Source organism: Thiohalospira halophila DSM 15071, from assembly GCF_900112605.1.
GTDB lineage: Bacteria > Pseudomonadota > Gammaproteobacteria > Thiohalospirales > Thiohalospiraceae > Thiohalospira > Thiohalospira halophila.
Map to the genome: position 1 here is coordinate 170685 of NZ_FOMJ01000001.1, position 26350 is coordinate 197034.

The window sequence follows — 26350 nt, forward strand, 5'->3', positions numbered from 1 at the left end:
GTCGTGGCGGCCTTCGAGTACACCGCCCTGGACCCCCGCGGTCGCGAGAAGAAGGGCGTTCTGGAGGGGGATACCGCCCGCCAGATCCGGGGTCGTCTGCGGGATCAGGGCTGGTCGCCGGTGACCGTGGAGGCCGTCGAGGAGAGCCGGAGCAGCTCGAGCCGCCGGCCGCGTCTGCAGTTCCAGCGCGGCTTGAGCGGCAACGACCTGGCGGTGATTACCCGGCAGCTGGCCACCCTGGTCTCTTCCGGCATGCCGGTGGAGTCGGCCCTGGCCACGGTGGGCGAGCAGAGCGAACGCATGCGGGTACGCCGGGTGGTGCTGGGGGTCCGTTCGCGGATCCTGGAGGGATACGGGCTGGCCGAGGCGTTGGCCGCCTTCCCCCGGGTCTTCCCCGACCTCTACCGCGCCACCGTGGCCGCCGGCGAGCATGCCGGCCACCTGGACGCCATCCTGGAGCGGCTGGCCGACTACACCGAGAACAGCCAGGCCGTGGGCCAGAAGCTCATGGTGGCCCTCATCTACCCGGTGCTGGTCTCCCTGGTCGCCGTGGGAGTGGTCGTGGTGCTGCTGGCCTACGTGGTGCCGGAGGTGGTCCGCGTCTTCGAGGGCATGGACCAGCAGCTGCCGCTTCTGACCCGGCTGCTCATCGGCCTCTCCGACGGGGTGCGCGCCTGGGGGCCGCTGGCCGGCCTGCTGCTGGCCGTGGGCGCCGCTGGCGCCGCCTGGGCCCTGCGCCGGGAGGGGCCGCGCATGCGCTTCGACCGGAGCCTCCTGCGGCTGCCGCTGGCCGGTCGGATCATCCGTGCGCTCAATGCCGCCCGTTTCGCCCGGACCCTGGCCATCCTCGCCGGGGCCGGCGTGCCGGTGCTGGACGGCCTGCGCATCGCCGCCGAGGTGGTGCGCAACCGGGCCATGCGCGCCGCCGTCGAGGAGGCGGCGCGCCGGGTGCGGGAGGGGAGCGCCATCAACAAGGCCCTGGCGGCCAGCGGCTTCTTCCCGCCGCTGACCATCCACCTGGTGGCCAGCGGCGAGGCCAGTGGCCGGCTGGAAGCCATGCTCGAGCGCGCCGCCGATGCCCAGGAGAAGGAGCTGGAGGGCTTCACGGCGGCGCTCATGGGGCTCCTGGAGCCCATCCTCATCCTGGTGATGGGCGGGGTGGTGCTGGTCATCGTCCTCGCCATCCTGCTGCCCATCTTCGACATGAACCAGCTGGTGGGATAGCCCCATCGGCCCTTTGCAACGAGGCGACGACGACATGCAGCGAATCAACCGCACTAACCGCCGGCAGGGCGGCTTCACCCTCATCGAGGTCATGGTGGTGGTGGTGATCCTCGGGATCCTCGCCGCCTTCGTGGTCCCCAACATCATGGGTGAGCCGGACAAGGCCCGGATCCTCAAGGCCAAGAGCGATATCCGCTCCCTCGAGAACGCCCTGGACATGTACCGGCTGGACAACCACCGCTATCCCACCACCGACCAGGGGCTGGAGGCGCTGGCGGAGCGCCCGGATACCGGGCCGGAACCGGCGGACTACAAGCAGGGGGGCTACATGGACCGGATCCCCGAGGACCCGTGGGGCAACGAGTATCGCTACCTCCAGCCCGGCGAGCACGGCGAGGTGGATATCTGGACCCTGGGAGCCGACGGCGAATCCGGCGGCGAGGACGTGAATGCCGACATCGGCAACTGGAACCTGGAGAACTAGCGGGGGCTTCACCCTGATCGAACTGCTCGTGGTCATGGCGATCATGGGCATCGTTCTGGGCATGAGCACCCTCTCCATCGACCTGGCCGGGGCGGACCGCCACGCCCGGGAAGAGGCCCAGCGGCTGGTGGTCCTGGGCCGGCTGGCACGCCAGGAGGCGATCCTGGACAGCGCCAGCCGGCGCCTGTTGCCGGCCGAGGACGGCTACCGCTTCGAGGCCCGGGGGCCGGGTCGATGGAATGCCCTGGAGGGCCCCTTCCGTCCCCGGGAACTCCCGGGCGGCCTCCGGCTGGAGCTGGCCCGGCTGGACCAGGGTCTTTCCGGGACTTCGGCCGAGCGAGAGGCGGATCGTGAGGAGGCGGGCCCGACGGCGATCCACTTCCTGGCCAGCGGGGAGGTCACCCCCTTCGAGCTGCGCCTGGTAAGCGCCGAGGGCGAGCCCCTGCGCCGGATCACCGGTGACCGGGCGGGGCGGCTGGAGCACGGCGCCATCCAGGCGGAGGCGGCGGCATGGTAGGCGGCCAGCGCGGCTTTACCCTGCTGGAGGTGCTGGTGGCCACCGCCATCCTCGGCATCGCCCTGGGGGCGCTGGTCTCCAGCGCCGGCAGCACCATTCGCGGGACGGCGGAGCTGCGGGACCGGACCGAGGCCGGCTGGGTGGCCATGAACGTCCTCGCCGAGCAGCGGCTGGAGGAGCCCTGGCCGGAGCCGGATACCTGGCGCGGAGAGAGTACCAACGGGGGGCGGACCTGGTTCTGGGAGGCCCAGGTCCGCACCACCGAGATGGCCGCCATGCGCCGGCTGGAGGTGCGCGTGCACGCCAGCAGCGACCGGGACGATGCCATTGTCGAGCGCGTCGGCTTCCTGGAGGAGCCATGACGGGGCGGGGCGAGGGCGGCTTCACCCTGGTGGAGCTGCTGGTGGCGCTGGCCATCTTCGCCATCCTCTCGGCCCTGGCCTACGGCGGCCTGCGCGGGGTCCTGGCCAACCACGAGGCGGTCCGGGAGGAGGCCGAGGAGCTGGAGCAGCTGCAGACCGCCTTCCTCCTCATGGAGCGGGATATCCAGCAGGCGGTGCCGCGGCCGGTGCGTGACGAGCTGGGGGATCCGGTGACGGCCTTTCGCACGCCGCCGGAACGCCAGCGCGCCGTGGCCTTCACGCGCACGGGGTACGCCAACCCGGCGGGGGAGCGCCGCAGCCACCTGCAGCGGGTGGGCTACGGGGTGCGCGACGGGGAACTGGTCCGCTACGCCTGGCCGCAGCTCGACCGGGTGCAGGGGATGGAGCCGGTGGTCATGCCGCTGCTGGGCGAGGTGGAGGGGATCACCTTCCGCTTCATGGACGAGCAGGGGGAGTGGCGGCCCCAGTGGCCGCCGCCGGGGCAAGGAGCGGAGGCCGCGGCCCTGCCGCGCGGCGTGGAGCTGGAACTCCGCCGTCGCGGGGAGGAAGGGACCGTCTGGCGGCGCGTCTGGGAGGTTCCCGCGGATGGCTGAGGGGCGCAGGGCGGAACGAATGGCCGGACAGCGCGGCGTGGCGCTCATCACGGCCTTGCTGATCACCGCCGTGGTGGCGATCCTGGCGACCAGCATGAGCAGCCGGTTCAGCATCGACCTGCGGCGCACCGGCAACGTCCTGGAGCGCCAGCAGGCCGGGCTGCTGGCCGACGGGGCGGCCCGCTTCGCCGGTCGGGTGCTCCGGCAGGATGCCCGGCAGTCCGAGGTGGACCATGCCGGGGAGGGCTGGGCGCGGCCGCTGCCGCCCATGGAGGTCGCCGGCGGAACGGTGAGCGGCCGGATCCGGGATGCCCAGGGGCGGTTCAACCTGAACAACCTGACGGCCCCGAATGGGGCCCCCTCGGACGGCGATATCGCCTATTTTCGCCGCCTGCTCGACTATCTGGAGCTGGATCCCGCCATCGCCGGGGCCGCGGTGGACTGGGTGGATACCGACGATCGGCCGCAGCCGCGGGGCGGGGCCGAGGACAGCTACTACACCGGCCTCACCCAGCCGTACCGCACAGCCGGGCGGCCCTTTTTCAGCGCCAGTGAACTACGGCTGGTGCGGGGTGTGGACGATGCTACCTGGCGGGTGCTGGAGCCCCTGGTCATCGCCCTGCCCCGGCGCACCAGGGTGAACATCAATACGGCGGAACCGGCGCTGCTGGCCGCCATCGCCCCGACGGTGGGCGAGACCGGGGCGCAGGAGCTGGTGGCCGCCCGGGAGGAGAGCGGCTTCGCCGAACTCGAGGCAGCCGCGGCGGAGCCGGCGCTGGCCACCGCGCTGGATCGCGATCCGGACCTGGAGGAGTGGTTCCTCCAGGGCTTCGGTGTCACCAGCGACCATTTCCTCGTCGAGGCGCGCGGCGATGTGGGGCGACGGCGCGTCACCCTGTTCAGCCTGCTCCAACGCACCGGCAACGGGATACGGACCATCCAGCAGGCCCAGGGGGCCTTCTAGGGGACATGCAGACGTGAGCGAGATCTTCATCCTCCGACTCCGCGAAGACGGCCAGGCCGAGGGCGTGGCCGTGGCCGCCGATGGCTCCCCGGGCGGTCGGATCCACACCGGCGACCTGGAGGCCGTGGCCCGCCGACTCGAGGGGCGGCCGGTCCGTGTCCTGGTGCCCACCGACGATGTCTGGCTGGCCCGGGCGGAGCTGCCGGCCGTGAGCCGCATCCGCCTGGCTCGGGCCGTCCCCTACGCCCTGGAGGACTGGCTGGTGGACGAGGTGGAGGATCTCCACTTCGCCCTGGGGGAGCGCAGCGATGCCGGCGTGGCCTGCGCCGTGGTCACCCGGGAACGCATGGATGGCTGGCTGGAGAGCCTCGTCGGAGCCGGGATCCGGCCCCGGGCGCTGATCCCGGATGCCCTGGCCCTGCCGGAACCGGGGCCCGGTGAGTGGACCGCACTGGCGGCGGGTGCGCAGGGCCCGGTGGTGGTGCGCACCGGTCCCGAGGACGGCTTCACCCTGGAGGCGGAAGCGCTGGCGGCCGTCCTGTCGGGGGCGCTGGCTCCTCCGGGGGGGAACGAGCTGCCCCGGCGACTTCGCCTCTGGACCGACGGTGAGACCGCCCCTTCCCTGGGCGAAGACGTGGAGGTGGAAGTGGAGGCGGCCCGGGAAGGGGCCATGGGCCTCCTGGCGCGACGGGCGACCAGCGGCCTCAACCTCCTCCAGGGGGATTACAGCCCCCGCGAGGACTGGATGCGGCGACTGCGGCGCTGGCGTCTGCCGGCGGCCCTGGCCGGGGTCGCGCTCCTCCTCCACGGCGGCCTGCTGATCTGGGACTACCTGGCCCTGCAGGCGGAGAGCCGGGCCCTGAAGGCGGAGGCGGAGACCCTCATCGAGGAGGAATTCCCGGAGATCGGTCGCGTGGTGGACCCGCGCGTCCAGGTGCGGCGGGTGCTGGAGAACCTGCGCGGCAGCGGCGAGATCAGCCCCTTCCGGAGGCTGGTGTCCACCTGGGGCGAGGTCGCCGCCAAACGCGAGGGGATCGAGCTGCAACGGCTGGATTACGGCGACGGTGTTCTGGAGCTGCGGGCGACCCTCGCGGACGGGGCGCAGCTGGAGGAGTTGCGCCGCGATCTCCGGGAGGCCGGCGTCGAGACGCAGGTCGCCGGCGAACGGGCGGACGAGATCCAGCTGCGGCTGCGGGAGGCGACATGAACACCACGGCGATCCGGGACGGAGTCAACGAATTCTGGATGGCGCGGGAGCCGCGGGAGCAGTGGATCCTCGGCATCGGTGGCCTGGTGCTTCTGGTGACCCTGCTCTACGCGGGCCTTTGGCAGCCGACGGCGAAGGCGCTGGCGGAACTGGAAACGGAGGTGGAATCGCGGCAGGAGCTGGTGACCTGGCTGCGCAGCTCCGCCGCCGAGGCCGAGGCACTGAGGGAGTCCCGGGGAGGGGAAGTCCCCTCGGGTCCGCTACAGGACCGGGTGGAGGCGGCGGCGAAGGAGTCCGGCGTCAGTGACGGCCTGGTCCGCCTGACCGGCGAGGGGGAGGGCCGACTCCGCGCCGACCTGGAAGGGGCCGACTTCCGCCGCGCCATGATCTGGCTCCAGGGCCTGGAGCGTCGGCAGATGATCCGGCCGGTGCGGGTCCGCCTGGACCGCACCGACCAGCCCGGCCGCGTGAACGGCAGCCTGATCCTGGAGGAGCGCTGAGATGGAGAAGGAGGCAGGCCGCCGGGGCGGCAAGTGGCGCGTGGCGGGGCTGGTCCTGCTGGGGCTGGTCGCCTTTCTCGCCTTCCTCCTGGCCCGGGCGCCGGCGGACCGGATCTACGGCCTGGCGGAACCCTACCTCCCCGGTGATGTGGGCCTGTACGGGCTCAGTGGCAGCCTCTGGGAGGGCCGGGCCACCGCCGTGGAGGCGGGGGGAGTTCGACTCCACGGCCTCTCCTGGGAGCTCCACGCGGCGGCACTGCTCACCGGGGGCGTGAGCCTGGACCTTGCCGTGGAGGATCGCCACCTGGAGATGCAGGCGCTCGTCGAGCGCGAGTTCGATGGCACTCTGCACCTCACGGTGCCCCGGGGGCGGCTGGCCATCCCGCCCCTGCAGGGCCAGACCCGCTGGCGCCATCCGGCCGTCGAGGGCGAGGTCTTCCTCCGCGAGCTGGAGGCGACCCTCGCCGATGGCGGCCTCCAGCGGGCCGATGGCGGGATCACCTGGCGGGGTGCGGCCGTCACCGTCGCCCAGCGCGCCGAGCTCGGGGACCTGGAGGTCACCCTGGAGACGCCGGAGGGGGGCGGGACCCGGGGGCAGGTCACCGAACTCGGCGAGGGCCCCCTGGAGGCGGACGGTACCGTGAGCCTCTCCCCGGCGGGGCGCTGGCAGGTGGACGCCCGGGTCGCCGCACGCGACCCCGAGGGGGTGCTGGGCCGCAGCCTGGCCATGATGGCCGAGGAGTCCGGGCAAGGGGGCTACCGTCTGCGCTACAGCGGGCGGATCACCCTGCCGTCCTTCTAGAGGTGAGAGAGGGGACTATCGGTAGTGGAAGCGGCAGGAGAGAACCCGCAGGATATCTTCGCCGACCTCGTATACCAGGCGGTGTTCAAGGTTGATACGTCGGGACCAGCAGCCGGATAGCTCGAATTTCAGGGCCTCGGGACGGCCTCGTCCCTGAAAGGGATCACGGGCTGCTTCCTCGATCAGGCCCAGGATCTTGGTGGCAGTGCGGCGGTCCTTCTGGAGCCACCACTGCAGGTCTTCCAGTGCAGCCGGGTCCAGGAGGACCTGCCTCATTGGGTCAGCTTTTCTCGAGCTTCTTCCAGCGAGAGCGCATCATCCTCGCCCCGAGCACGAGCCTGGAGCAGGCGTTCTGCATTCGCCGGATTCCCGAGCAGGTAGAGAGTCTCCTGCAGGCCATTGAAGTCTTCCTCGGCCATGATGACCGCGGCGCTTCCGCCCCGGCGTTCGATTCGCACCGGGGCATGGTCGGTTTCGACTCTGTCGAGGAGTTCCTTCAGGCGGTTGCGCGCCTCGGTATAGCTAATGGTATCCATGGCTTCTTGTCTCAGTGACAGGTTTCCTGTCAGGTTAGGGCGCAGGCAACTCGACGTCAATCCGGACCCCTTGAAGGCGCGTTGGGCGTTGCCGTGATTCGAGCGCCGGTCAGCGGGGCCGCAGGGCGCGCCAGAAGACCCAGGCCTTGTCCCGGAGTCGCAGCCGGGGACGGCTGAAGAGGTCGTCCTTCTGATCATGCAGGCGGCCCAGGGTCCGCACGCCGCCGTAGAGGATGAGTCGCGCCTCGAAGCCGGCCCGGCCGGGCAGGCGCTTGCCCAGCTGGGCCCCGCCCCGGAGCAGCCGCCGGGCGCGCTCGATCTGCTCCCGCAACAGGCCACGCATGGCCGGGTCGCTTATTCCCTCGCGCAGGTGGCGCTCGGTGACGCCGTGGCGCTCCATATCGGCGGCCGGCAGGTAGATCCGGTCGCTCTCGTCGATGTCCTGGCGGATATCCTGGAGGAAGTTCACCAGCTGCAGTCCGCTGCACAGGGCGTCGGAGTGGGCGATGGTCCGCTCGTCCTCCACACCGTAGAGCGCCAGTAACAGCCGCCCCACCGGATTGGCCGAGCGCCGGCAGTAGTCCATGACCTCGCCGAAGTCGGCGTAGCGGCTCTTGGTCACGTCCTGGCGAAAGGCGGAGAGCAGGTCGCGGAAGGGCTGGACCGGGAGCCGGTAGCGCGGGATGGCATCGGCCAGCGCCACCTGGACCGGGTCCTCCGGGTCCGGGGTGCCGGCCACCGCCGCTTCCAGACGCCGCTCCCGCTCGTCCAGCGCGGCCAGGCGCTCCTCGGCGGCCATCTCCCCCTCGTCGGCCAGGTCGTCCGCCTCCCGGGCGAAGGCGTAGATGGCGGCCACCGGATCCCGCAGCCGCCGGGGCAGGGCCAGGCTCGCCACGGGGAAGTTCTCGTAGTGCCGCCGTGCTCGTCGGCGGCATTCGCGGTAGGCGGTGCGCGGGTTCAAGCTCGTTCCTCCGTTGCCGGGGGCCATTGTACCAGTCCCCGAAGCGGGATCCGGCGACTCTAGCCGCTGGAACGGCGACGCTTCGGCCGCTCGTCGAAGACCACCCGGAAGACGTCCTGGTAGCGCTCGGCGAAGTGGACGGTGATCCCCTTGCGGACGTGGTCCGGGAGTTCGTCGAAGTCCCGCCGATTGCCCTCCGGGAGGATGACCTCGGTGACTCGTGCCCGCTTGGCGGCGATGACCTTCTCCCGGATCCCGCCCACCGGGTAGACGTGGCCGGAGAGGGTCAGCTCGCCGGTCATCGCTAGGGGGCGGGCCGGGGCCTGGTCGCGGGCCAGGGAGAGCAGGGCGGTGGCCATGGTGACCCCGGCGCTGGGGCCGTCCTTGGGCGTCGCCCCCTCCGGCACGTGGAGGTGGATGAAGGACTCGTCGAAGAAGCTCGGGTCACCGCGGTACTCGTCCAGGTGGGACGAGATGTAGCTGTGGGCGATGCTGGCCGACTCCTGCATCACCTCGCCGAGCTGGCCGGTGAGCTTGAAGCCGCGCTGCTGGGTGTGGACCCGAGTGGCCTCCACCGAGAGGGTGGTCCCGCCCATGGCGGTCCAGGCCAGGCCGGTGACCACGCCGATACCGGCCAGCGGCTTCTCACGCTGGAAGGGGGGCTTGCCCAGGTAGTCCTCCACCTGTTTCTGGTTCAGGCGAATGGGCGCCTCGTGCCCCTCCAGGAGGTCCACGGCGGCCTTGCGCACCAGGCGGCCCAGCTGTTTCTCCAGGTTGCGGACCCCGGACTCCCGGGCGTAGCCGTCGATGACGTGGCGCAGGGCGGCGTCGGTAAGCGGGAGCTGGCCGCGCTTGAGGCCGGCCCGCTCCACCTGCCGGGGCCAGAGGTGGTGCTTGGCGATGGCGACCTTCTCCTCGGTGATGTAGCCGGCGAGGTGGATGACCTCCATGCGGTCGAGCAGTGCGGACGGGATGGTGTCCAGCTGATTCGCGGTGCAGATGAACAGGCTCCGGGAGAGGTCGAAGCGCACGTCCAGGTAGTGGTCGAGGAAGTCGCTGTTCTGCTCCGGATCCAGGACCTCCAGCAGGGCGGAGGCGGGGTCGCCCTGGAAGGACATGCCGATCTTGTCCACCTCGTCGAGCATGATCACCGGGTTGGCGGTACCCACGTCCTTCACCGCCTGGATGAACTTGCCGGGCATGGCGCCGACGTAGGTGCGCCGATGGCCCTTGATCTCGGCCTCGTCGCGCATGCCGCCCACGGAGAAGCGGTAGAACTCCCGGCCCACCGCCTCGGCCACGGAGCGGCCGATGGAGGTCTTGCCCACCCCGGGCGGGCCCACCAGGAGCAGGATGGAGCCGCCGATATCGCCGCGGGTCGCCCCCACCGCCAGGAACTCGATGATCCGGCGCTTCACGTCCTCCAGGCCGTCGTGGTCGCGGTCGAGGATCCTGCGCGCCCGGGGGATGTCCAGCTGGTCCTCGGAGTGGACGCCCCAGGGGAGGCTGGTGATCCAGTCCAGGTAGTTGCGGGTCACCGAGTACTCCGGCGAGCCCGACTCCAGGACCTGCATCTTCTGGATCTCCTCGTCGATGCGGGTCTGCGCCTCCTCCGGCACCGTGAGCCCCTCGAGCCGGGACTGGAAGCGCTCGATGTCGGCGGTGCGATCGTCCTTGGCGATCCCCAGCTCCTTCTGGATCTCCTTGAGCTGCTCCTTGAGGAAGAACTGGCGCTGCTGCTCCGACATGCGCTCCTCCACCTGCTGGTGGATCTGCGCCTGGAGCTGGGCCACCTCCACCTCCTTCTTCACCAGGACCAGGACCTTCTCCATGCGCTGGCGCAGGTCCACGGTGGCCAGGATGTCCTGCAGGGACTCCCGATCGGCGGTGGTCAGCGCCGCGGCGAAGTCCGAGAGCGGGGAGGGCTCGTTGGGGCTGAAGCGGTTGAGGAAGAACTTCAGCTCCTCGTTGTAGAGGGGATTCAGCGGCATCAGCTCCTTGAGGGAGTTGATGATGGCCACCGCGTAGGCCTTGATCTCGTCGGCCTGGTCCAGGGCCGGGGTGTCCGACGGATAGCTCACCTCCACCTCGTAGGGCGGCTCCCGCGTGATCCAGCGCTTGATGTGGAAGCGCTGCACCCCCTCGGCGATGAACTGGATCTTCTCCTGGCTCCGGGTGGGGTGGTGGATGCGGGCTACCGAGCCGGTCTCGAAGAAGTCCTCCGGGTCCGCCGACGTGGAGTCGTCGGTATCGGCCATGAGCAGGCCCACCAGATGGTGGGGGGACTGGCCCACGCGGTGGACGGTCTCCAGCCACGGACCCTCGTCCATGACCACCGGCATGGTCTGGGCCGGGAAGAAGGGCCGATCGGTGACCGGCAGCAGCAGGATCCGGGTGGGCAACATGCGCGAGGCGACCTCCAGGCCGCTGCCGGTCCCCGCATCCAGGCTCTCCTCTCCGGTCTCGATCTCCTCAACGCCGGAGGTATCCGGCTCGGGATGTTCCGCTTCGGCCAATGCTCTCTCCTCACAGGTGGAATCCGGTGTAGGATCCATGGGGTCGATAACCGCCGCCTGCAAGGCCCGAGACATGGATGAATCCTCCGCACCCGCCGATGCCCGCCCCACCCTGGGTCCTGACGACGTGGAGATCCTCGACCAGGAGGTGACCCACGAGGGCTTTTTCCGCCTGACGCGCTACCACGTCCGCCACCGCCTCTTCGCCGGCGGTTGGACCCCGACGCTCAAGCGCGAGCGCTTCGAACGGGGCCACGCCGTGGTCCTCATCCCCTGGGATCCGGTGAACGACCGGGTGGTCCTCATCGAACAGTTCCGCGTGGGGGCGCTGGAGGATCCCTCCGGCCCGTGGCTCCTGGAGTTCGTCGCCGGCATGGTCGAGACCGGGGAGGCGCCGGAGGAGGTGGCCCGCCGGGAGGCGATGGAGGAGGCGGGCCTCTCCGTGGGGCGCATGGCCTTCGTGCGGGACTACTACGTCAGCCCCGGCGGCAATTCCGAGACCATCCACGTCTACTGCGGCGAGGTGGACAGCAGCGGCGCCGGCGGCATCCACGGCCTGGATGCCGAGGACGAGGACATCCGCGTCTTCAGCTGCTCCTTCGACGAGGCCTGGGCCCTGCTGGAGGCCGGCCGCATCGACTCCGCCGCCCCCATCATCGGCCTCCAGTGGCTGGCCCTGAACCGGGAGCGCCTGAAGCGGGAATGGGCGGGGTAGCGGACTGCTACCCCTGAGGGGGTCAGTTCCGCCCGGCCTCGTCGGCGGAGTGCTCGGTCAGCCAGTCATTGAGGGCCGCATCGAGACGGGATTGCCAACCCTTGCCAGTGGCGCGGAAGGCCGAGACCACCTCGGGGGAGAGCCGGATGGTCACCCGTTCCTTGGTCGGGCGACGCTGAGGGCCCCGCACGCCGAGCTTGCGCTGGAGCGAGGAGGGTAGCGCCTCTTCGGCCGGACGAAGTTCGCTGGCCTCCTCCTCGGTCAGCTCCCGGAGCTCGCCATCTTCATCGATCAAGGGTTTGCGGTCTGCCATAGCGTCGCGCCTCTCTGCGGTTGGCCTTCCGGAAGCTGATCACCCGGATGCCGCTGGTTGTCTCGGAAAAACAGAGGATGTGGAGCCGTCGTTCCAGGTAGCAGACGGCGATATAGCGAGTCTCCCCGTAATCCGCCCGGTCATCGACGTAGAACAGGGCATCATTGAAGTCGACCTCGGCGGCCCGGCGGAAGCTCAGGCCGCGCTCCCGGATGTTCCGCTCGTCCTTGGCGGGGTCGAAGGTAACCTCCATCTCCTGATTGTATGCACAATTCGCCGAGAGCTGAAGGGTATGTGCCCGCCGTCCCGCTTCCGGAACAATCGACCCGGATCAATGAACAGGGGGTAGCTCGAACCCCTCGACCCCGCACTTGAGCCCGGCGATCCGGTTGCCCGACCGGGCGGCGGCGTGGATGTCGCCGCCCCCGGCCAGGGCGTGGAGGGCGCCGGCGTTGAAGGCGTCCCCCGCACCGATGGTGTCCACCACCGATTCCGGCGGGGCCGCCGGGTGGTGGTGCGGGGCCTCCTCCGGGCCGGCGGCGTGGGCACCCTCGGCGCCCCAGGTCACCGTCCGCGCCCGGTGGGGCAGGGTGGCCGCCAGGAAGGCCGCCGGGTCGGTATAACCGGCGGCCTCCGCCCAGGGGCGGCTGAAGAAGACCACGTCCCCCCGTTCCAGCACCGCCTCCAGCCCCGGCCGCGGCTTCTCCGCCTCGATGGAGAGGGGCAGTCCCGGCCGCTGCTGGCGGGCGTGGTCGATCATGGCGGTCAGTGCCTCGACGTTGCGCCCCTCGAAGTGGAGCCAGTCCAGGTCGGCGAGGTCCAGGCGGGCGAAGTGGGCGGCATCCAGCTCCGGCAGGTCGCGGTGGTGGACGATGGTCCGCGAGCCGGTGGCGCGGCTGGCGGTGATATACGAAGTGGGGACGCGGCCGCCGGGTACGGTCCGGGCACCGGCGATATCCACGCCGGCGGCCCGGAAGCTCGCGCGGATCCGCTCGCTGTCGGCGTCGTCGCCCAGGGTGCCGGCCCAGCGGGTGGTGTGGCCCAGCCGCGCCAGCACCTCGGCGGTATTCGCCGCGTTGCCCCCGCGGGCGATGCGCTGATCCGTGGCGCGGACCTCGTCATCCTCCGCCGGGTAGTGCTCCACGGTGTTGATGATGTCCAGGGCGGCGATGCCCACGGTGAGGATGGTCGCCATGCTCGCTCCTTGCCGGTTCAGCCGGGGTCGTGGCGGGCCAGGGCCCAGGCCACGTGCTCGCGGACCAGGGGCTCGGGGTGGTCGGCCCGGGCGCGCAGGGCCGCCACGACCTCGCCGGTGGTGGGCGCGTTGCCCAGGGCCACGGCGAGGTTGCGCAGCCAGCGCGCGTGGCCGATGCGCCGGATGGCGCTGCCCTCGGTGCGCGCCAGGAACTCGTCCTCGTCCCAGGCGAACAGCTCCACCAGCCGCGGCGCGTCCAGCCCCTGGCGGGGGTGGAAGTCCGCCTCGGCGGTGGCATTCGCCTCGCGGTTGAAGGGGCAGACCAGCTGGCAGTCGTCGCAGCCGTAGATCCGGTTGCCCATGAGGGCCCGTAATTCCTCGGGGATGGGGCCGGGGTGCTCGATGGTCAGGTAGCTGATGCACAGCCGGGCATCCAGCTCCCCCTCGGCGGTGATGGCGCCGGTGGGGCAGGCGTCGATGCAGGCGCGGCAGCTGCCGCAATGGGCGGTGGCCGGCTCGTCCACGGGCAAAGGCAGGTCGGTGTAGATCTCCCCCAGGAAGAACCAGGAGCCCCCCTCCCGGGAGAGGAGATTGGTGTGCTTGCCGATCCAGCCCAGGCCCGCCTTCTCCGCCAGGGGCTTCTCCATCACCGGTGCCGAATCGGTGAAGACGCGATAGCCCAGGGGGCCGGCCTCCGCCTCCAGCCAGCGCGCCAGGTGCTGCAGCCGCCTGCGCATGAGGCGGTGGTAGTCCCGGCCCAGGGCGTAGCGGGAGACGTAGCCCAGCGCGCCGTCGGCCAGGACCGACCAGGGCTCCGCCGCCGGCTCGGGGAGGTAGTCCATGCGGGCGCTGATCACCCGGACCGTCCCCGGCTCCAGCTCCGCCGGCCGGGAGCGCAGCGTCCCGTGGCGGGCCATCCACTCCATCTCGCCGTGGCGGCCGTCGGCCAGCCAGTCGAAGAGGTAGGTCTCGGCGGCGGTGAGGTCGGTGTCGGTCACCCCCACGGCGGCGAAGCCCAGCTCCCGGGCCCGGGCGCGCAGGCGGTGCAGCAGGGCGTCGGTGTCCGCGGTCGTCGCGTCGGGATGATTCTGTCGGGCCGCCATGGGGCCTATCATACAGGGGTGATGTCGGAGGACGGGAGCACCATGACCGAATTGCCAGCCGAGCTCTGGCGGGCCGAGCAGGTCCGCGAGTTCGATCGCATCGCCATCGAGGAGGAGGGGATCCCCGGCTTCCGGCTCATGAGCTGGGCCGGCCGCGCCACCTGGGCCGCGGCGGCGGCGCGCTGGCCCCGCGCCCGGCGCGTGGCGGTGATCTGCGGCGGCGGTAACAACGGCGGTGATGGCTACGTCGTGGCCCGCCTGGCCCAGGAGGCCGGCCTGGAGGTGACCCTCTTCCACGTCGGCGATCCGACCCGCTTGACCGGCGATGCCTTCACAGCGGCCCAGGCGGCGCGCAAGGCGGGGCTGGAGCCGCGTCCCTACGAGGGGGACGACCTTGGCGAGTTCGACCTCCTGGTGGATGCCCTGCTCGGCACGGGCCTCAATGGGGAGGTCCACGGCTCGGCGCGGGCGGCCATCGAGGCCATGAACAAGGCCGGGCGGCCCGTGGTAGCGGTGGATATCCCCTCCGGCCTCCACGCCGACACCGGGGCGGTGCTCGGGGTGGCCGTGGGATCGTCGGTGACGGTGACCTTCATCGGGCTGAAGGTAGGGCTCTTCACGGGCGAGGGACCGGATCGCGCCGGCGAGGTGGTCTTCCACGACCTGGAGGTTCCCGCGCGGGTCCACGCGATGGCCCGGCCCGCGGCCACGCGGCTGTCGGCCGACCGGGAACTCCCGGAACGGCTACCACCCCGAGCGCGAACGCTGCACAAGGGCGGCGCCGGCCATGTCCTGGTCATCGGCGGGGATACCGGCCTGCTGGGAGCGGTCCGCATGGCCGGGGAGGCGGCGGCCCGCACCGGTGCGGGCCTGGTCAGTCTGGCCACGCGGCACACCCATGCCCCCCTCATCGCCGCTGCCTGTCCCTTCCTCATGGCCCATGGGGTGGAGCGGGGCGAAGACCTGGCCGAACTGGTGGAGCGGGCCGACGTGGTCGCGGTGGGGCCGGGCCTGGGGCAGGAGCTCTGGGGGCGGGCCCTGCTGGAGGTGGTGATGACGGCCGGGCGCCCCCTGGTAGTGGATGCCGACGCCCTGAATCTCCTCGCCGAGGCGCCGAGGCAGCGCGCCGACTGGGTCCTTACCCCCCACCCGGGGGAGGCGGCGCGGCTGCTGGATACCGAGGTGGGCGTGATCCAGTCGGACCGCACCGCGGCCGCCGCCGGGATCCAGGAACGCTACCAGGGGGTCTGCGTCCTCAAGGGGGCCGGGACCGTGGTCCAGGGGGCGGCCGAGGAGCCTCCCGCCATCGCGGTGGACGGCAATCCCGGCATGGCGGTGGGCGGCATGGGGGATCTGCTCACCGGGATCATCGCCGCCCTCATGGCCCAGGGGCTGTCGCCGGAGGCTGCGGCACGCACCGGCGTGGCGCTCCACGCGGCGGCTGGCGACGCGGCGGCTGGCGAGGGGGGCGAGCGCGGCCTGGTCCCCACGGATCTGCTGCCGTGGCTGCGACGGCTCGCCAATCCGGAAGGGGGTGCCCCATGAGCGCGACGACGGAGCGGCTGGACCGGGAGCTGGCCGACGAGGCGGCGACTCTGGCACTGGGGGCCGAGCTGGCAGCGGCAGCGCCGTCGGCCGCCGTGGTGGCGCTGCACGGTGAACTGGGGGCCGGCAAGACCACCCTGGTGCGCGGTCTGCTACGCGGGCTGGGTTACGCCGGCGCGGTGACCAGCCCCACCTATACCCTCATGGAGCCCTATGAGGCCGGCGACCGCCGGGTGGTCCACTTCGATCTCTACCGCCTCGGCGACCCGGAGGAGCTGGAGATGCTGGGGGCGCGGGAGGAGCTGGATGGCGGCGCCCTGGCCCTGGTGGAGTGGCCGGAGCGCGGCGAGGGCGTTCTGCCGTCGCCGGACCTGGTGCTGGAGCTGGTGCACCACGGTGCGGGGCGATATGCCCACCTGGTCGCCGGGACTCATGCTGGCCACCAGTGGCTGGCGAGACTTGATCGCGGAGCAGTTACGGCCTAATAATTACAACAAGCTCTAACTCGTGGCCGTATCTCGTTCATTTTTCGGTCGTATCGTAAATCAACATCTAGGGGTCGAGCGGTCCGTGAGACGCTGGCTGGCACTAATGCTGCTACTTCTCGCCTCCACCGGGCAGGCGATGGCGGCCAATGTCGAGGGGCTCCGGCTCTGGCAGGCGCCGGACAGCCTGCGCCTGGTCTTCGACCTCAGCGGTCCGGTGGAGCACAAGCTCTTCCAGCTCGACGACCCCGAGCGCGTGGTCATCGACCTCCACGGCGCCGAACTCGAACAGGCGCTGGAGGCGGGGACCGGAGATACCTGGGTGCGCAAGGTCCGTAGCGGTCGTCACAGTGACGGCAAGCTGCGTGTGGTGCTCGATATGCAGCGCTCGGTCTCCAGCAACACCTTCCTGCTTGAACCCAACGAGAAGTACGGCCACCGACTGGTGGTGGACCTCACCAGCGAATCGGCGCGGCAGGCGGAGCAGGACTCCCTCATGGAGGTGGTCCGCGAGGCCGAGCGCAACCAGAAGGGCGAGCTGCGCGACCTCATTATCGCCATCGACGCCGGCCACGGCGGGGAAGATCCGGGGGCCCTGGGGGCCTCCGGGACCCAGGAGAAGGATGTGGTCCTCGAAGTCGCCCGCCGCCTGGAGCGCCGGGTCGCCGAGGCGGAGGGGATGACGCCGCTGATGATCCGGGACGGGGACTACTACGTGGCCCTGCGCGACCGGATCCGCAAGGCGCGCGAGGGCGAGGCCGATCTCTTCGTCTCCATCCACGCCGACGCCTTCCACGATGCCCGCGCCCACGGTTCCTCGGTCTACGCCCTCTCCCAGAACGGCGCTACCTCCGAGGCGGCGCGCCGCCTCGCGCGCTCCGAGAACGAGGCCGACCTGGTGGGCGGAGTCCGGCTGGGCGACAAGAATGACACCCTGGCCTCGGTCCTCCTGGACCTCTCCCAGACCGGCGCCATCGAGGCGAGCCTGGCCGTGGGGCGGGAGGTCCTCCAGCGCATGGGGCGGGTGAACGACCTGCACAAGTCCCATGTGGAGCAGGCGGCCTTCGTCGTGCTCAAGTCCCCGGACATCCCCTCCATCCTGGTGGAGACCGCCTTCATCTCCAATCCCTCCGAGGAGCGGCGACTGAACAGCGCCGGCCATCAGCGGCGGCTGGCCGACTCCATGATGGCGGGGATCCGCAGCTACTTCCGGGAGAACGCCCCGCCCGGCACGGTCTGGGCCGAGCGCGATTTCGGACCGGACGAGCACGTGGTCAGCCGCGGGGAGACCCTCTCCTCCATTGCCCGGGAGTACCGGGTGAGCCCCCAGCGCCTGCGCACCGCCAACGGCCTCAACGGCGACATGGTCCGTGCCGGCGTTACCCTGGATATCCCCGCCGGCGGCTCCTGAGCCAGCGTACGTACGGGTATGACGTGGGCCCCGCGTCGGGGCGTACAATGGCCCCATGAGTGAATCCCCCCGGATCCGGCCCCTGTCGGAAGCCCTGGCCAACCAGATTGCCGCCGGCGAGGTGGTCGAGCGCCCGGCCTCCGTGGCCAAGGAACTACTGGAGAATGCCCTGGACGCGGGTGCTCGCCGGGTGGATATCGCCTGCGAGGAGGGCGGGGTCCGCTCCATCCGGATCACCGATGACGGGGTCGGGGTCCATCCGGAAGACCTGGCCCTCGCCCTGCAGCGCCACGCCACCAGCAAGGTCGCTACCCTGGCCGAGCTGGAGACCGTGGCCAGTCTCGGTTTCCGGGGCGAGGCCCTGGCGAGCATCGCCTCGGTGGCCCGGGTCCGGCTGATCTCGCGCCGTGCCGGGGCCGAGGAGGCGTGGAGCGTGGCCGCCGAGGGGGGCGAGCCGGGGGCACCGGAGCCTGCCGGCCACCCCGTTGGGACCACCGTCGAGGTCCGTGACCTCTTCTTCAATACGCCGGGCCGGCGCAAGTTCCTCCGTGCCGAACGGACCGAACTGGCCCACCTGGAGACCGTGGTCCGGCGACTGGCCATGGCGCGGCCCGATCTCACCCTGAGTCTGCGCCACAATGGCCGTCAGCGTCTGCACTTCCCGGCTACGGAGGACCGCGCCCGGCGGCTTCGGGATGTCCTCGGTCGCGACTTCGGCGAGGCAGCCCACCCGGTGGCACTGGAGGCCGAGGGGCTGGCGATCCACGGCTGGACCCGGGCCGAGGCCGGGGAGCTGCATACCTTCGTCAACGGCCGCGCCGTGCGCGACCGGCTGCTCCAGACCGCCCTGCGCCGGGCCGGGGAGGACCTCGGCCTGGAGGGGGCGCCGGCGGCGGTCCTCCACCTGAGCCTTCCGCCCGACGAGGTGGACTGCAACGTCCACCCCGCCAAGGCGGAGGTCCGCTTCCGCCGGGGGCGGGACGTCCACGATGCCCTGGTCCACGCCGTGGGCGAGGCGCTGTCCGGCGCTTTTGTAGCCGATTCCGGTGGTTCCGCCGCCGCGGTGGCCGAGTCGGTGCCCGAGTGGCGCCCGGAGCCGGCGGCCTCCGGTGCCATGGCCGGCACGCCTTCCCCCGAGGGCGGGGGAGCCAGGGTCCTGGCCGTCTGGCCCGAGGGCTACGCCCTCCTGGCCGGCGAGCCGCCCCGTATCCTGGATCTCCACGCCGCGCGGACCGCCCTCTACCGGCGCCGGCTGGGCGCTCCCGGCAAGGTGGCGGCCCGGCGCCTGCTGGTCCCCCTGGACCTCACTGACCACCGCGTACCGCACCTCTGGCCACGCCAGGGGGATGCCCTGGCGACCCTGGGCCTGGTGGCCATGGCCGAGGGGGAGCGGCTACGGGTGGAACGGCTGCCCGATGTCATCGCCGATACGGAGCCGGCCGGCTGGATCCCCGAACTCCTGGCCCGCCTGGAGGCCGGAGAGGACTCGGGAGAGGCGCTGGTGGCCGCGGCGGCCAACCACCCCGCCGCCCCGCCGACGGCCCAGGGGGTGGCCGAACTGGTCCGGGTACTGGAGGCGGGCGAGGGGATGCCGGAAGACGCCACCCGGGCGCTGGAGGCGGCCACCCTGCGGGGGCTAATGGATCGGAAATAGCGGTCCACGGCGGCGCTTCCCCGACTGGCACGTATTGGGTGCTCGTGCCATGCTCTCTGGGGAAGTGGCACAGGAGAGGGGTGATGGCCGATCAACATTCGGGTAATCATTCGGGTAATGAGGTTCAGCTAGGCGCGCAGGGGCGTGTGATGAGTCCCGCCGAGCAGCGCCTCCAGGACCGCTTCCGCTCTATCCCCGAAGACGTGAACCTCGTTCAGGAACTCCTTGATGAGCGCGATGAGGAGGCTGGCCGTGAGGCAGCGGAGGACTGATAGCAGTCCTGGATGCCTCGGCGCTGCTCGCCTTCCTGCATGATGAGCCCGGCGCCGCGAGAGTTCGCGAGGCGCTGGAAGGGGCGATGGTCTCGGCCGTGAACTGGGCCGAAGTCGTCCAGAAGGCCTCTCGTCACGGCGTCGACGTGACTGGGATGCGTGAGGAGTTCGAGGACATCGGCGTGGCCTTTGAACCCTTTTCCCCCGAGCAGGCCGAAGTCGCTGCCCGGCTCTGGCACCGGACTCGACCCGGGGGACTCTCCCTGGCCGATCGGGCCTGCCTGGCACTGGGCATGGAGTCCCGGGCGGCAGTCCTTACTGCGGACCGGGACTGGGCCCGATTCGAACTCGGTATCCGGATCGTCCTGGTGCGGTAGGGAGCGGGGACCTCGATGGGAAGTTTGAAGCTGTGATGCGGGATGCGGATCCTGGATCGCACGATTCCCGTACATCCAGAATTAACTTAACAAGACCTGACCCCTAATGGAGGCGATGAGTAGGCCGGCCCGCAGGCCGGCCCGAGCCCGAGCGTGTCCGGCGGCGGTTAGCCGGTGACGCGGTTGTTGATGAGCTCGTCCACCACGGCCGGGTCGGCGAGGGTGGAGGTGTCGCCCAGGCTGTCCAGCTCGTTGGCGGCGATCTTGCGCAGGATCCGGCGCATGATCTTGCCCGAGCGGGTCTTGGGCAGGCCCGGGGCCCACTGGATGGCATCCGGGCTGGCGATGGGGCCGATCTCCGAGCGGACCAGGTTCACCAGCTCCTTGCGCAGGGCGTCGGAGGGCTCGGCGTCCTTGACCAGGATGACGTAGGCGTAGATCCCCTGACCCTTCACGTCATGGGGATAGCCCACCACGGCGGCCTCGGCCACGGCGTCGTGGAGCACCAGCGCCGACTCGATCTCGGCGGTACCCATGCGGTGGCCGGAGACGTTGAGGACGTCGTCCATGCGGCCGGTGATCCAGTAGTCCCCGTTGCCGTCCCGCCGGGCGCCGTCGCCGGAGAAGTAGCAGCCCTTGAAGGCGCTGAAGTAGGTCTCCACGAAGCGCTGGTGGTTGCCGTAGATGGTCCGCATCTGGCCGGGCCAGGGGCGGGTGATGACCAGCGCCCCTTCGCCCTCGCCCTCGACCACGTGGCCGTCGGTATCCATGAGCGCCGGCACGATGCCGAAGAAGGGGCGGGTGGCGGAGCCGGGCTTGAGCTCCGTGGCGCCCGGCAGCGGGGTGATCAGGTGACCACCGGTCTCGGTCTGCCACCAGGTGTCCACGATGGGGCACTGCTCCTTGCCCACCACGTGGTAGTACCACTCCCACGCCTCGGGATTGATGGGCTCGCCCACCGTGCCGAGGATGCGCAGGCTGGAGCGGTCGGTCTTCGTGACCGGCTCGTCGCCCTCGCGCATGAGGGCGCGGATGGCGGTGGGGGCGGTGTAGAAGACGCTGACCTGGTGCTTATCCACCACCTCCCAGAAGCGCGAGGCGTCGGGGTAGCTGGGAACGCCCTCGAAGACCACGCTGGTGGTGGCGTTGGCCAGCGGACCGTAGACCAGGTAGCTGTGGCCGGTGATCCAGCCGACGTCGGCGGTGCACCAGTAGACGTCGTCGGGCTGGAGGTCGAAGGTGTACCAGGTGGTGATGGCGGCGTAGAGGAGGTAGCCGCCGGTGGTATGGAGCACGCCCTTGGGCTTGCCGGTGGAGCCGGAGGTATAGAGGATGAACAGCGGGTCCTCGGCATCCATGGGCTCGGCGGGGCAGTCGGCGCTGGCCGCCTCCACCGCCTCGTGGTACCAGACGTCGCGGCTGTCGTTCCAGCCGATGTCACCGCCGGTGCGCCGCACGGTGAGCACGGTGTGGACGGAGGGGCACTGGTCCACGGCCTTGTCGGTATTGGCCTTGAGGCCCACCTTGCGGCCGCCGCGCACGCCCTCGTCGGCGGTGATGACCACGCTGGCCTCGGCGTCCTGGATCCGGTCCTTGAGCGCCTCCGGGGAGAAGCCGCCGAAGACCACGGAGTGGACGGCGCCGATCCGGGCGCAGGCGAGCATGGCGTAGACCGCCTCGGGGATCATGGGCATGTAGAGGCAGACCCGGTCCCCCTTGGAGACGCCGCGCTCCTTGAGGACGTTGCCCAGCCGACTCACCTGCTCGTGGAGTTCGCGGAAGGTGATGTGCTGGTCCTGGTCGGGCTCGTCGCCCTCCCAGATCAGGGCGGTCTTCTCGGCATGCTCGGCCAGGTGGCGGTCGATGCAGTTATGGGCGACATTGAGCTTGCCCCCCTTGAACCACTCCACGTGGACGTCGCCCTCGAAACTCCAGTCCAGGGTGGTATCCCACTTCTCGAACCAGTCCAGGAAGCGGTCGGCCTGCTCGGCCCAGAAGCCCTCGGGATCATCCACCGAGCGGCGGTACATCGCCTCGTACTCGGCCTGGGTGACGTGCGCCCGGGCGGCCACGGATTCCGGAACCGGATAGACCTTGTGCTCCGACATGCCTCTACTCTCCCGCTTGGGTTGCCTGATTGGGGTTTTGCGGCCCGGGGATCATCCCGGGTCGCCCTGTTTGTCAGCGTCGGGCCGCTCGGGCGGGCGACAGGACCGCCTTCAGCGGCAGCCGGCCGCCACCGGCCCGGTCGGCCCACTGGGCCAGGAAGAGCTCGCCGGCGGCGACGGCGTCCGCCAGGGCGTCGTGGGCGCGATGGGGCGGGAGGCCCCAGGCCCCGCGCACCGCGTCCAGTCGCAGGTCGGCGGCGCGCACGGGCTGTCCCCGGCGCTGCCGGTGGCGGTGCTCCAGCCACTGGGTATCCACCACCGCCGCCGCAAAGCGGCCACCGTACACCGCCCGGCAGGCCCGATCCAGAAAGGCCAGCTCGAAGGGGGCGTAGTGGGCCAGCAGGACCCGACCGGCCAGCCGCTCCAGGAGCTCTCCCATCGCCGAGGCCAGGGATTCCCCCCCGGCCACGGCGGTGTCGGTGAGGCCGTGGATGGCGACGCTGTCCGCCCCCACGGCCCCTTCGGGCCGTACCGGCAGGCCGAGCCCCTGGCCCAGCTCCAGCCGTCCGCCCCGCAAGGGTACCAGCCCCATGCTGATGATCTCATCCCGGGCCGGATCGAGCCCGGTGGTCTCCAGATCCAGGGCCAGGAATTCCACCTCGCGGCAGTCGCTTCCCGGCGCCGGAAAGGGAATGGCCAGGTAGTCGGCCAGCGGCCCCGGCGGCGCCCGCCGGGCCAGCCAGCGCCGCCGCCACTGACCGCCGGCCATCATCCGAAGCGCCCCGCCTCGTAGCGCTGGGCCAGCGCGGATTGATGGGTCTGGATGATCCGGAAGGCGTCCTTGAGGTGGTGGCGCTGCAGCCTTGAGAGGGAGGCCGGATCCAGGTGGTTGTCCGGGCGCTCGCCGGCGCGCAGCGCCTCGGTCTGGTGGCGGATGCGCAGGTCGCCGAGCAGGGCGAAGGCATCCGCGAGTTCGGCGGCATCCCCGGCGTTCATTGAGTCCGTGCCCAGGGCCCGAAGCCGGTCCAGCGTGGCATTCTCCCGGAGGCCCGCGCCCAGGGCGTGGATCCGGGCGAGATCCACGATGGGGATGAGGCCGTCGCGCTTCAGGTCCAGGGTATGGGCATGGTCCCCGCTGCGGTCGACCACGAACTGGCGGAAGAAGCCCAGGGGCGGCCGGCGGCTGAGGGCATTGCCGGCCAGCGCCGCCCGGAAGGCGGAGTGGTCGGCGGTCCAGGCCAGGAACTCCGTGCGCAGTTCCTCCACCGCCTCCCGCGCGGCAGGGGTGCCGGCGGTGACCGAGAGGTCGAAGAAGATGCTGGCATGCATCAGCGCCTGCGGCTCCGGCTCGTGGGTCCAGCGCCGGAAGTATTCCCGCCACGTGGCCAGCGGCTGGCACCAGTCCGGGTTGGTGGCCATGACGTTGCCGGGGCAGTAGGGGAAGCCGGCGGCATCCAGGCCGTCGGAGACCCGCCGGGCGAACTCGGCGAACCAATCCCACCCCTCGGCATCCGGCTCTTCCAGGAGGACCAGGCCGTTGTCCTGATCCGAACCCGCCGTGGCCTCCCCCCGGGCCACGGAGCCGCAGGTGATCCAGGCCCAGCCCACCGGGGGCGGGCCCCGCTCGGCGGTCAGCTCCGTCTCGGCCAGCTCGGTGAGCCGCCGGGTCACGGCCTCGGCCACGGCGGTCACCGCGCGGGTAACGTGGCTGGCATCGGCGCCGGCGGCGACCATCTGGGGCTGGAGTTCCCGCAGGCGCTCTCCCACGCCCGCCAGCGCGGTTCGATCTTCGGCGCGGCGGATGTCGCCCACCAGGTAGAGGGCATCCCCGGCGCGCAGGCGCAGCAGATCGCCGCTGGAGATGACCCCGGCCGGGTGCCGGTTACGGACCACCGGCAGGTGGTGGACACCCAGCCGGGTCATGGCCATCAGCGCCTCCAGGGCGCTCTCCGTCGCCTCCACGGTGGCCGGCTCGGGGGTGGCGATGGTCCCCACCGGCTCACCCGGATCGCGGCCGGCTGCCAGGCAGCGGTTGCGCAGGTCGCGGTCGGTGACGATGCCGGTCAGGGCCCCGTCGGCGTCGGTAACTAGCAGGGAGGAGACGCCGGCGCGCGCCATGGCGGCGGCGGCCTCCCGGATGGGGGCGTCGGCGGCAATGGTCGCCGCCGGACGCTTGAGCAGATCCCCCACGGCCAGGCCGGCGAGGTCGCCGCCCGGGCCGGGGGTCTGGTGGGCCGCGCTCAGCGCGGCCCGGAGTCGATCACGCTCGCCGGCGGCCAGGGCGCCGGCGAGTTCGGTATGGTCCGTGGCGAGGTGTTGGACCTCCACGCACGGCAGGCCGTAGATGAGGGCATCCTCGACCACGCGACCCTGGAGCGCGGCGCCGTCGCAGGCGCCGGCCAGGGCCCCCTCATCCAGGCGGTCGAGGAGGTGGCCGTGGTTGTCCGTGAGTTCCACCGCCCCGGTCCGGAGGAGGTAGAGCGTCTCCCCCTCCGGCTCGGCCGGCGGGAAGGCCGCCCCGGCCCGCAGGTAGCGGGCGTGGAGTCGGCCGGCCACCGCCGCCAGGGTCGCCTCGGGGAGGTCGGCCAGGGCGGGGATGGTGGCCAGGAAGGCACGGACGTCGGCCGGTTCCATGGGGCTACCCGGTCCCCGCCTAGTGGCCGGTGGCCCCGCCGGCGCCGCGGGGCACCCGGATGCTGGCGACCAGCTCCTGGATGGACTGCGGCGGGGCGGCGGTCACCTTGGAGACGGTCCAGGCCACGGCGAAGTTCAGCAGCATGGCCAGGCCGCCGATCCCCTCGGGGGAGATCCCGAACAGCCAGTTCTCCGGCACGTCCGCGGCGAAGGGCTCCACGAAGACGCCCTTGAAGTAGATGATGTAGGCCAGCGTGAAGACCAGGCCCACCACCATGCCGGCGATGGCCCCCTCGCGGTTCATGCGCTTGTTGAAGATGCCCATGATGATCACCGGGAAGAGGCTGGCCGCCGCCAGGCCGAAGGCGAAGGCCACCACCTGGGCCACGAAGGCGGGTGGGTTGGCCCCCAGGTAACCGGCGATGAGGATGGCCGTGGCGGCTGCGATCCGGCCGGCGGCCAGCTCGCCCCGCTCGCTGATCTGCGGCCGGAAGGTCCGCTTGAGAAGGTCGTGGGAGATGGCCGAGGAGATCACCAGCAGCAGGCCGGCCGCGGTGGACAGCGCCGCGGCCACGCCGCCGGCGGCCACCAGGGCGATCACCCAGTTGGGCAGGTCGGCGATCTCGGGGTTGGCCAGGACCATGATGTCGCGGTCCACGTAGACCTCGTTGGCGAAGGGCGCCCCCTCCACCGGCTCGCCGTCGCCGGGGTTGGCGACCAGTCGCTGGCCGTGCTCGCCGGTCTGGTCGGTGAACTGCGGCTTGCCGTCCAGGGCGGAGCCGGCGGCGTACTGCAGCTTGCCGTCGCCGTTGTGGTCGTGCCAGGCGATGAGGCCGGAGTGCTCCCAGGTGGAGAACCACTCGGGCATGGCCTCGTACTCGGTGCCCTGCTCCTCGGGACCGTTCACGGTGTTGATGAAGTTCCAGTGGGAGAGGGCGCCCACCGCCGGGGCGGTGGTGTAGAGAAGGGCGATGAACAGCAGCGCCCAGCCGGCGGAGCGGCGGGCATCGCGGACCTTGGGCACGGTGAAGAAGCGCACGATGACGTGGGGCAGGCCGGCGGTGCCGACCATCAGCGCCAGGGTGATGAAGAAGACGTCCACCGTCGGCTTGCTGCCCTCGGTGTAGGGCCCGAAGCCCAGGTCCACCAGGGTCTGGTCCAGCTTGGCCAGCAGGTCGGTGCTGGTGCCGGCCAGGTCGGCGCCCAGGGCCACCTGCGGGATGGGGTTGCCGGTCACCTGCAGAGCGATGAAGACTGCCGGGACGGTGTAGGCGAAGATCATCACCACGTACTGGGCGACCTGGGTGTAGGTGATGCCCTTCATGCCGCCGAGGACGGCGTAGACGAAGACCACGCCCATGCCGATGATGAGGCCGGTGAGCAGCTCCACCTCCAGGAAGCGGGAGAAGACGATGCCGACACCGCGCATCTGCCCCGCCACGTAGGTGAAGGAGATGAAGATCAGGCAGATCACCGCCACCACGCGGGCGGTATCGGAGTAGTACCGGTCGCCGATGAACTCCGGCACCGTGAACTTCCCGAACTTGCGCAGGTAGGGCGCCAGCAGCAGGGCGAGCAGCACGTAGCCGCCGGTCCAGCCCATGAGGTAGACCGAGCCGTCATACCCCAGGAAGGCGATGAGGCCGGCCATGGAGATGAAGGAGGCGGCGGACATCCAGTCGGCGGCGGTAGCGGCGCCGTTGGCCACCGGATGAACGCCCCCACCGGCGATATAGAATTCGCCGGTGCTGCCGGCCTTCGCCCAGAAGGCGATGCCGAGGTAGAGGGCGAAGGTCGCGCCCACCACCAGATAGATCAGTGTCTGCAGTTCCATGAGGTCGATTCCCCGTT

General features: G+C 71.1%; 28 protein-coding genes. 16 read left to right on the forward strand and 12 right to left on the reverse strand.

Translation table 11 applies throughout. The annotated features are described in order from the left end of the window. Positions 1-3: 3 nt before the first annotated feature. The 9 genes from gspF to BM272_RS00890 are packed head-to-tail and all read left to right on the forward strand — an operon-like array spanning position 4 to position 6674. Positions 4-1224, forward strand: coding sequence for a type II secretion system inner membrane protein GspF (gene gspF, locus BM272_RS00850; protein ID WP_093426867.1), 1221 nt, complete (start codon positions 4-6; stop codon positions 1222-1224). Between the two features lie 34 nt (positions 1225-1258). Further along, positions 1259-1708: a type II secretion system major pseudopilin GspG gene (gspG, locus tag BM272_RS00855; RefSeq protein ID WP_093426868.1), complete on the forward strand. Its 450-nt coding sequence runs from the start codon at positions 1259-1261 to the stop codon at positions 1706-1708. Further along, positions 1674-2225 (forward strand): type II secretion system minor pseudopilin GspH, encoded by a 552-nt coding sequence (gene gspH, locus BM272_RS00860; RefSeq protein WP_093426869.1) that lies wholly within the window; start codon positions 1674-1676, stop codon positions 2223-2225. Before gspG ends, gspH begins: the two co-directional genes overlap by 35 nt. Beyond that, the gene (gene gspI / locus BM272_RS00865; protein ID WP_093426870.1) at positions 2219-2587 is read left to right on the forward strand and encodes a type II secretion system minor pseudopilin GspI; all 369 of its coding nucleotides are present in this window, start codon (positions 2219-2221) and stop codon (positions 2585-2587) included. Before gspH ends, gspI begins: the two co-directional genes overlap by 7 nt. Beyond that, positions 2584-3201 (forward strand): type II secretion system minor pseudopilin GspJ, encoded by a 618-nt coding sequence (gene gspJ, locus BM272_RS00870; RefSeq protein ID WP_093426871.1) that lies wholly within the window; start codon positions 2584-2586, stop codon positions 3199-3201. The genes gspI and gspJ overlap by 4 nt, the downstream gene beginning before the upstream one ends. Positions 3202-3220: 19 nt before the next feature. Beyond that, on the forward strand, positions 3221-4165 hold the full coding sequence (gene gspK, locus BM272_RS00875) for a type II secretion system minor pseudopilin GspK (protein WP_159432975.1): 945 nt from the start codon (positions 3221-3223) through the stop codon (positions 4163-4165). Between the two features lie 13 nt (positions 4166-4178). Then, the gene (gene gspL / locus BM272_RS00880; protein WP_159432976.1) at positions 4179-5372 is read left to right on the forward strand and encodes a type II secretion system protein GspL; all 1194 of its coding nucleotides are present in this window, start codon (positions 4179-4181) and stop codon (positions 5370-5372) included. After that, complete coding sequence (locus BM272_RS00885; protein ID WP_093426874.1) at positions 5369-5872, forward strand: type II secretion system protein M; 504 nt, start codon at positions 5369-5371, stop codon at positions 5870-5872. Before gspL ends, BM272_RS00885 begins: the two co-directional genes overlap by 4 nt. Before the next feature lies 1 nt (position 5873). Next, a complete protein-coding gene (locus BM272_RS00890) occupies positions 5874-6674 on the forward strand; it encodes a type II secretion system protein N (RefSeq protein WP_093426875.1) in 801 nt (266 codons plus the stop codon). Positions 6675-6689: 15 nt separating this feature from the next. Here BM272_RS00890 and BM272_RS00895 read toward each other — a convergent pair whose 3' ends face one another. The 4 genes from BM272_RS00895 to lon form a co-directional block, all read right to left on the reverse strand. After that, positions 6690-6950: a Txe/YoeB family addiction module toxin gene (locus BM272_RS00895; protein WP_093426876.1), complete on the reverse strand. Its 261-nt coding sequence runs from the start codon at positions 6948-6950 to the stop codon at positions 6690-6692. Continuing rightward, a complete protein-coding gene (locus BM272_RS00900; protein WP_093426877.1) occupies positions 6947-7210 on the reverse strand; it encodes a type II toxin-antitoxin system Phd/YefM family antitoxin in 264 nt (87 codons plus the stop codon). Before BM272_RS00900 ends, BM272_RS00895 begins: the two co-directional genes overlap by 4 nt. Positions 7211-7319: 109 nt before the next feature. Beyond that, a complete protein-coding gene (gene hpnC / locus BM272_RS00905; RefSeq protein WP_093426878.1) occupies positions 7320-8198 on the reverse strand; it encodes a squalene synthase HpnC in 879 nt (292 codons plus the stop codon). A gap of 32 nt (positions 8199-8230) precedes the next feature. Then, positions 8231-10726 carry an endopeptidase La gene (gene lon, locus BM272_RS00910; RefSeq protein WP_093427419.1) on the reverse strand — a complete coding sequence of 832 codons (2496 nt, stop codon included), beginning with the start codon at positions 10724-10726 and terminating at the stop codon, positions 8231-8233. A gap of 34 nt (positions 10727-10760) precedes the next feature. Between lon and nudF the strand changes: the two genes are divergently transcribed. Next, positions 10761-11402 carry an ADP-ribose diphosphatase gene (gene nudF / locus BM272_RS00915; protein WP_093426879.1) on the forward strand — a complete coding sequence of 214 codons (642 nt, stop codon included), beginning with the start codon at positions 10761-10763 and terminating at the stop codon, positions 11400-11402. Positions 11403-11424: 22 nt separating this feature from the next. On the opposite strand, the gene BM272_RS00920 is transcribed toward nudF, so the two are convergent. From BM272_RS00920 to queG, 4 genes are all read right to left on the reverse strand, one after another. Further along, on the reverse strand, positions 11425-11715 hold the full coding sequence (locus BM272_RS00920; protein ID WP_093426880.1) for a BrnA antitoxin family protein: 291 nt from the start codon (positions 11713-11715) through the stop codon (positions 11425-11427). Beyond that, positions 11687-11968: a BrnT family toxin gene (locus BM272_RS00925; protein WP_093426881.1), complete on the reverse strand. Its 282-nt coding sequence runs from the start codon at positions 11966-11968 to the stop codon at positions 11687-11689. Before BM272_RS00925 ends, BM272_RS00920 begins: the two co-directional genes overlap by 29 nt. 78 nt (positions 11969-12046) lie before the next feature. Continuing rightward, the gene (locus tag BM272_RS00930; RefSeq protein WP_093426882.1) at positions 12047-12910 is read right to left on the reverse strand and encodes a PfkB family carbohydrate kinase; all 864 of its coding nucleotides are present in this window, start codon (positions 12908-12910) and stop codon (positions 12047-12049) included. Positions 12911-12927: 17 nt separating this feature from the next. Beyond that, positions 12928-14013, reverse strand: coding sequence for a tRNA epoxyqueuosine(34) reductase QueG (gene queG, locus BM272_RS00935; protein ID WP_093426883.1), 1086 nt, complete (start codon positions 14011-14013; stop codon positions 12928-12930). A 42-nt stretch (positions 14014-14055) separates the two neighbouring features. Between queG and BM272_RS00940 the strand changes: the two genes are divergently transcribed. The 6 genes from BM272_RS00940 (at position 14056) to BM272_RS00965 (ending at position 19757) form a co-directional block, all read left to right on the forward strand. Then, on the forward strand, positions 14056-15558 hold the full coding sequence (locus BM272_RS00940) for an NAD(P)H-hydrate dehydratase (protein ID WP_093426884.1): 1503 nt from the start codon (positions 14056-14058) through the stop codon (positions 15556-15558). After that, positions 15555-16043, forward strand: coding sequence for a tRNA (adenosine(37)-N6)-threonylcarbamoyltransferase complex ATPase subunit type 1 TsaE (gene tsaE, locus BM272_RS00945; protein ID WP_093426885.1), 489 nt, complete (start codon positions 15555-15557; stop codon positions 16041-16043). The genes BM272_RS00940 and tsaE overlap by 4 nt, the downstream gene beginning before the upstream one ends. Before the next feature lie 85 nt (positions 16044-16128). Continuing rightward, complete coding sequence (locus BM272_RS00950; RefSeq protein ID WP_275886920.1) at positions 16129-17454, forward strand: N-acetylmuramoyl-L-alanine amidase; 1326 nt, start codon at positions 16129-16131, stop codon at positions 17452-17454. A gap of 55 nt (positions 17455-17509) precedes the next feature. Beyond that, the gene (gene mutL / locus BM272_RS00955) at positions 17510-19108 is read left to right on the forward strand and encodes a DNA mismatch repair endonuclease MutL (protein WP_093426887.1); all 1599 of its coding nucleotides are present in this window, start codon (positions 17510-17512) and stop codon (positions 19106-19108) included. An 83-nt stretch (positions 19109-19191) separates the two neighbouring features. Further along, entirely contained in the window at positions 19192-19380 is a 189-nt protein-coding gene (locus tag BM272_RS00960; RefSeq protein ID WP_093426888.1) for a hypothetical protein, read from the forward strand. Next, positions 19377-19757, forward strand: coding sequence for a type II toxin-antitoxin system VapC family toxin (locus BM272_RS00965; protein WP_093426889.1), 381 nt, complete (start codon positions 19377-19379; stop codon positions 19755-19757). Before BM272_RS00960 ends, BM272_RS00965 begins: the two co-directional genes overlap by 4 nt. A 167-nt stretch (positions 19758-19924) precedes the next feature. Here BM272_RS00965 and acs read toward each other — a convergent pair whose 3' ends face one another. The 4 genes from acs to BM272_RS00985 all read right to left on the reverse strand — a co-directional run bounded on the left by acs (position 19925) and on the right by BM272_RS00985 (position 26333). Beyond that, the gene (acs, locus tag BM272_RS00970) at positions 19925-21865 is read right to left on the reverse strand and encodes an acetate--CoA ligase (protein ID WP_093426890.1); all 1941 of its coding nucleotides are present in this window, start codon (positions 21863-21865) and stop codon (positions 19925-19927) included. Between the two features lie 73 nt (positions 21866-21938). Then, on the reverse strand, positions 21939-22637 hold the full coding sequence (locus BM272_RS00975) for an exonuclease domain-containing protein (protein ID WP_093426891.1): 699 nt from the start codon (positions 22635-22637) through the stop codon (positions 21939-21941). Next, positions 22634-24499 carry a DUF294 nucleotidyltransferase-like domain-containing protein gene (locus tag BM272_RS00980; RefSeq protein WP_093426892.1) on the reverse strand — a complete coding sequence of 622 codons (1866 nt, stop codon included), beginning with the start codon at positions 24497-24499 and terminating at the stop codon, positions 22634-22636. Before BM272_RS00980 ends, BM272_RS00975 begins: the two co-directional genes overlap by 4 nt. Before the next feature lie 19 nt (positions 24500-24518). Continuing rightward, the gene (locus BM272_RS00985) at positions 24519-26333 is read right to left on the reverse strand and encodes a sodium:solute symporter family protein (protein WP_093426893.1); all 1815 of its coding nucleotides are present in this window, start codon (positions 26331-26333) and stop codon (positions 24519-24521) included. Positions 26334-26350: the final 17 nt, after the last annotated feature.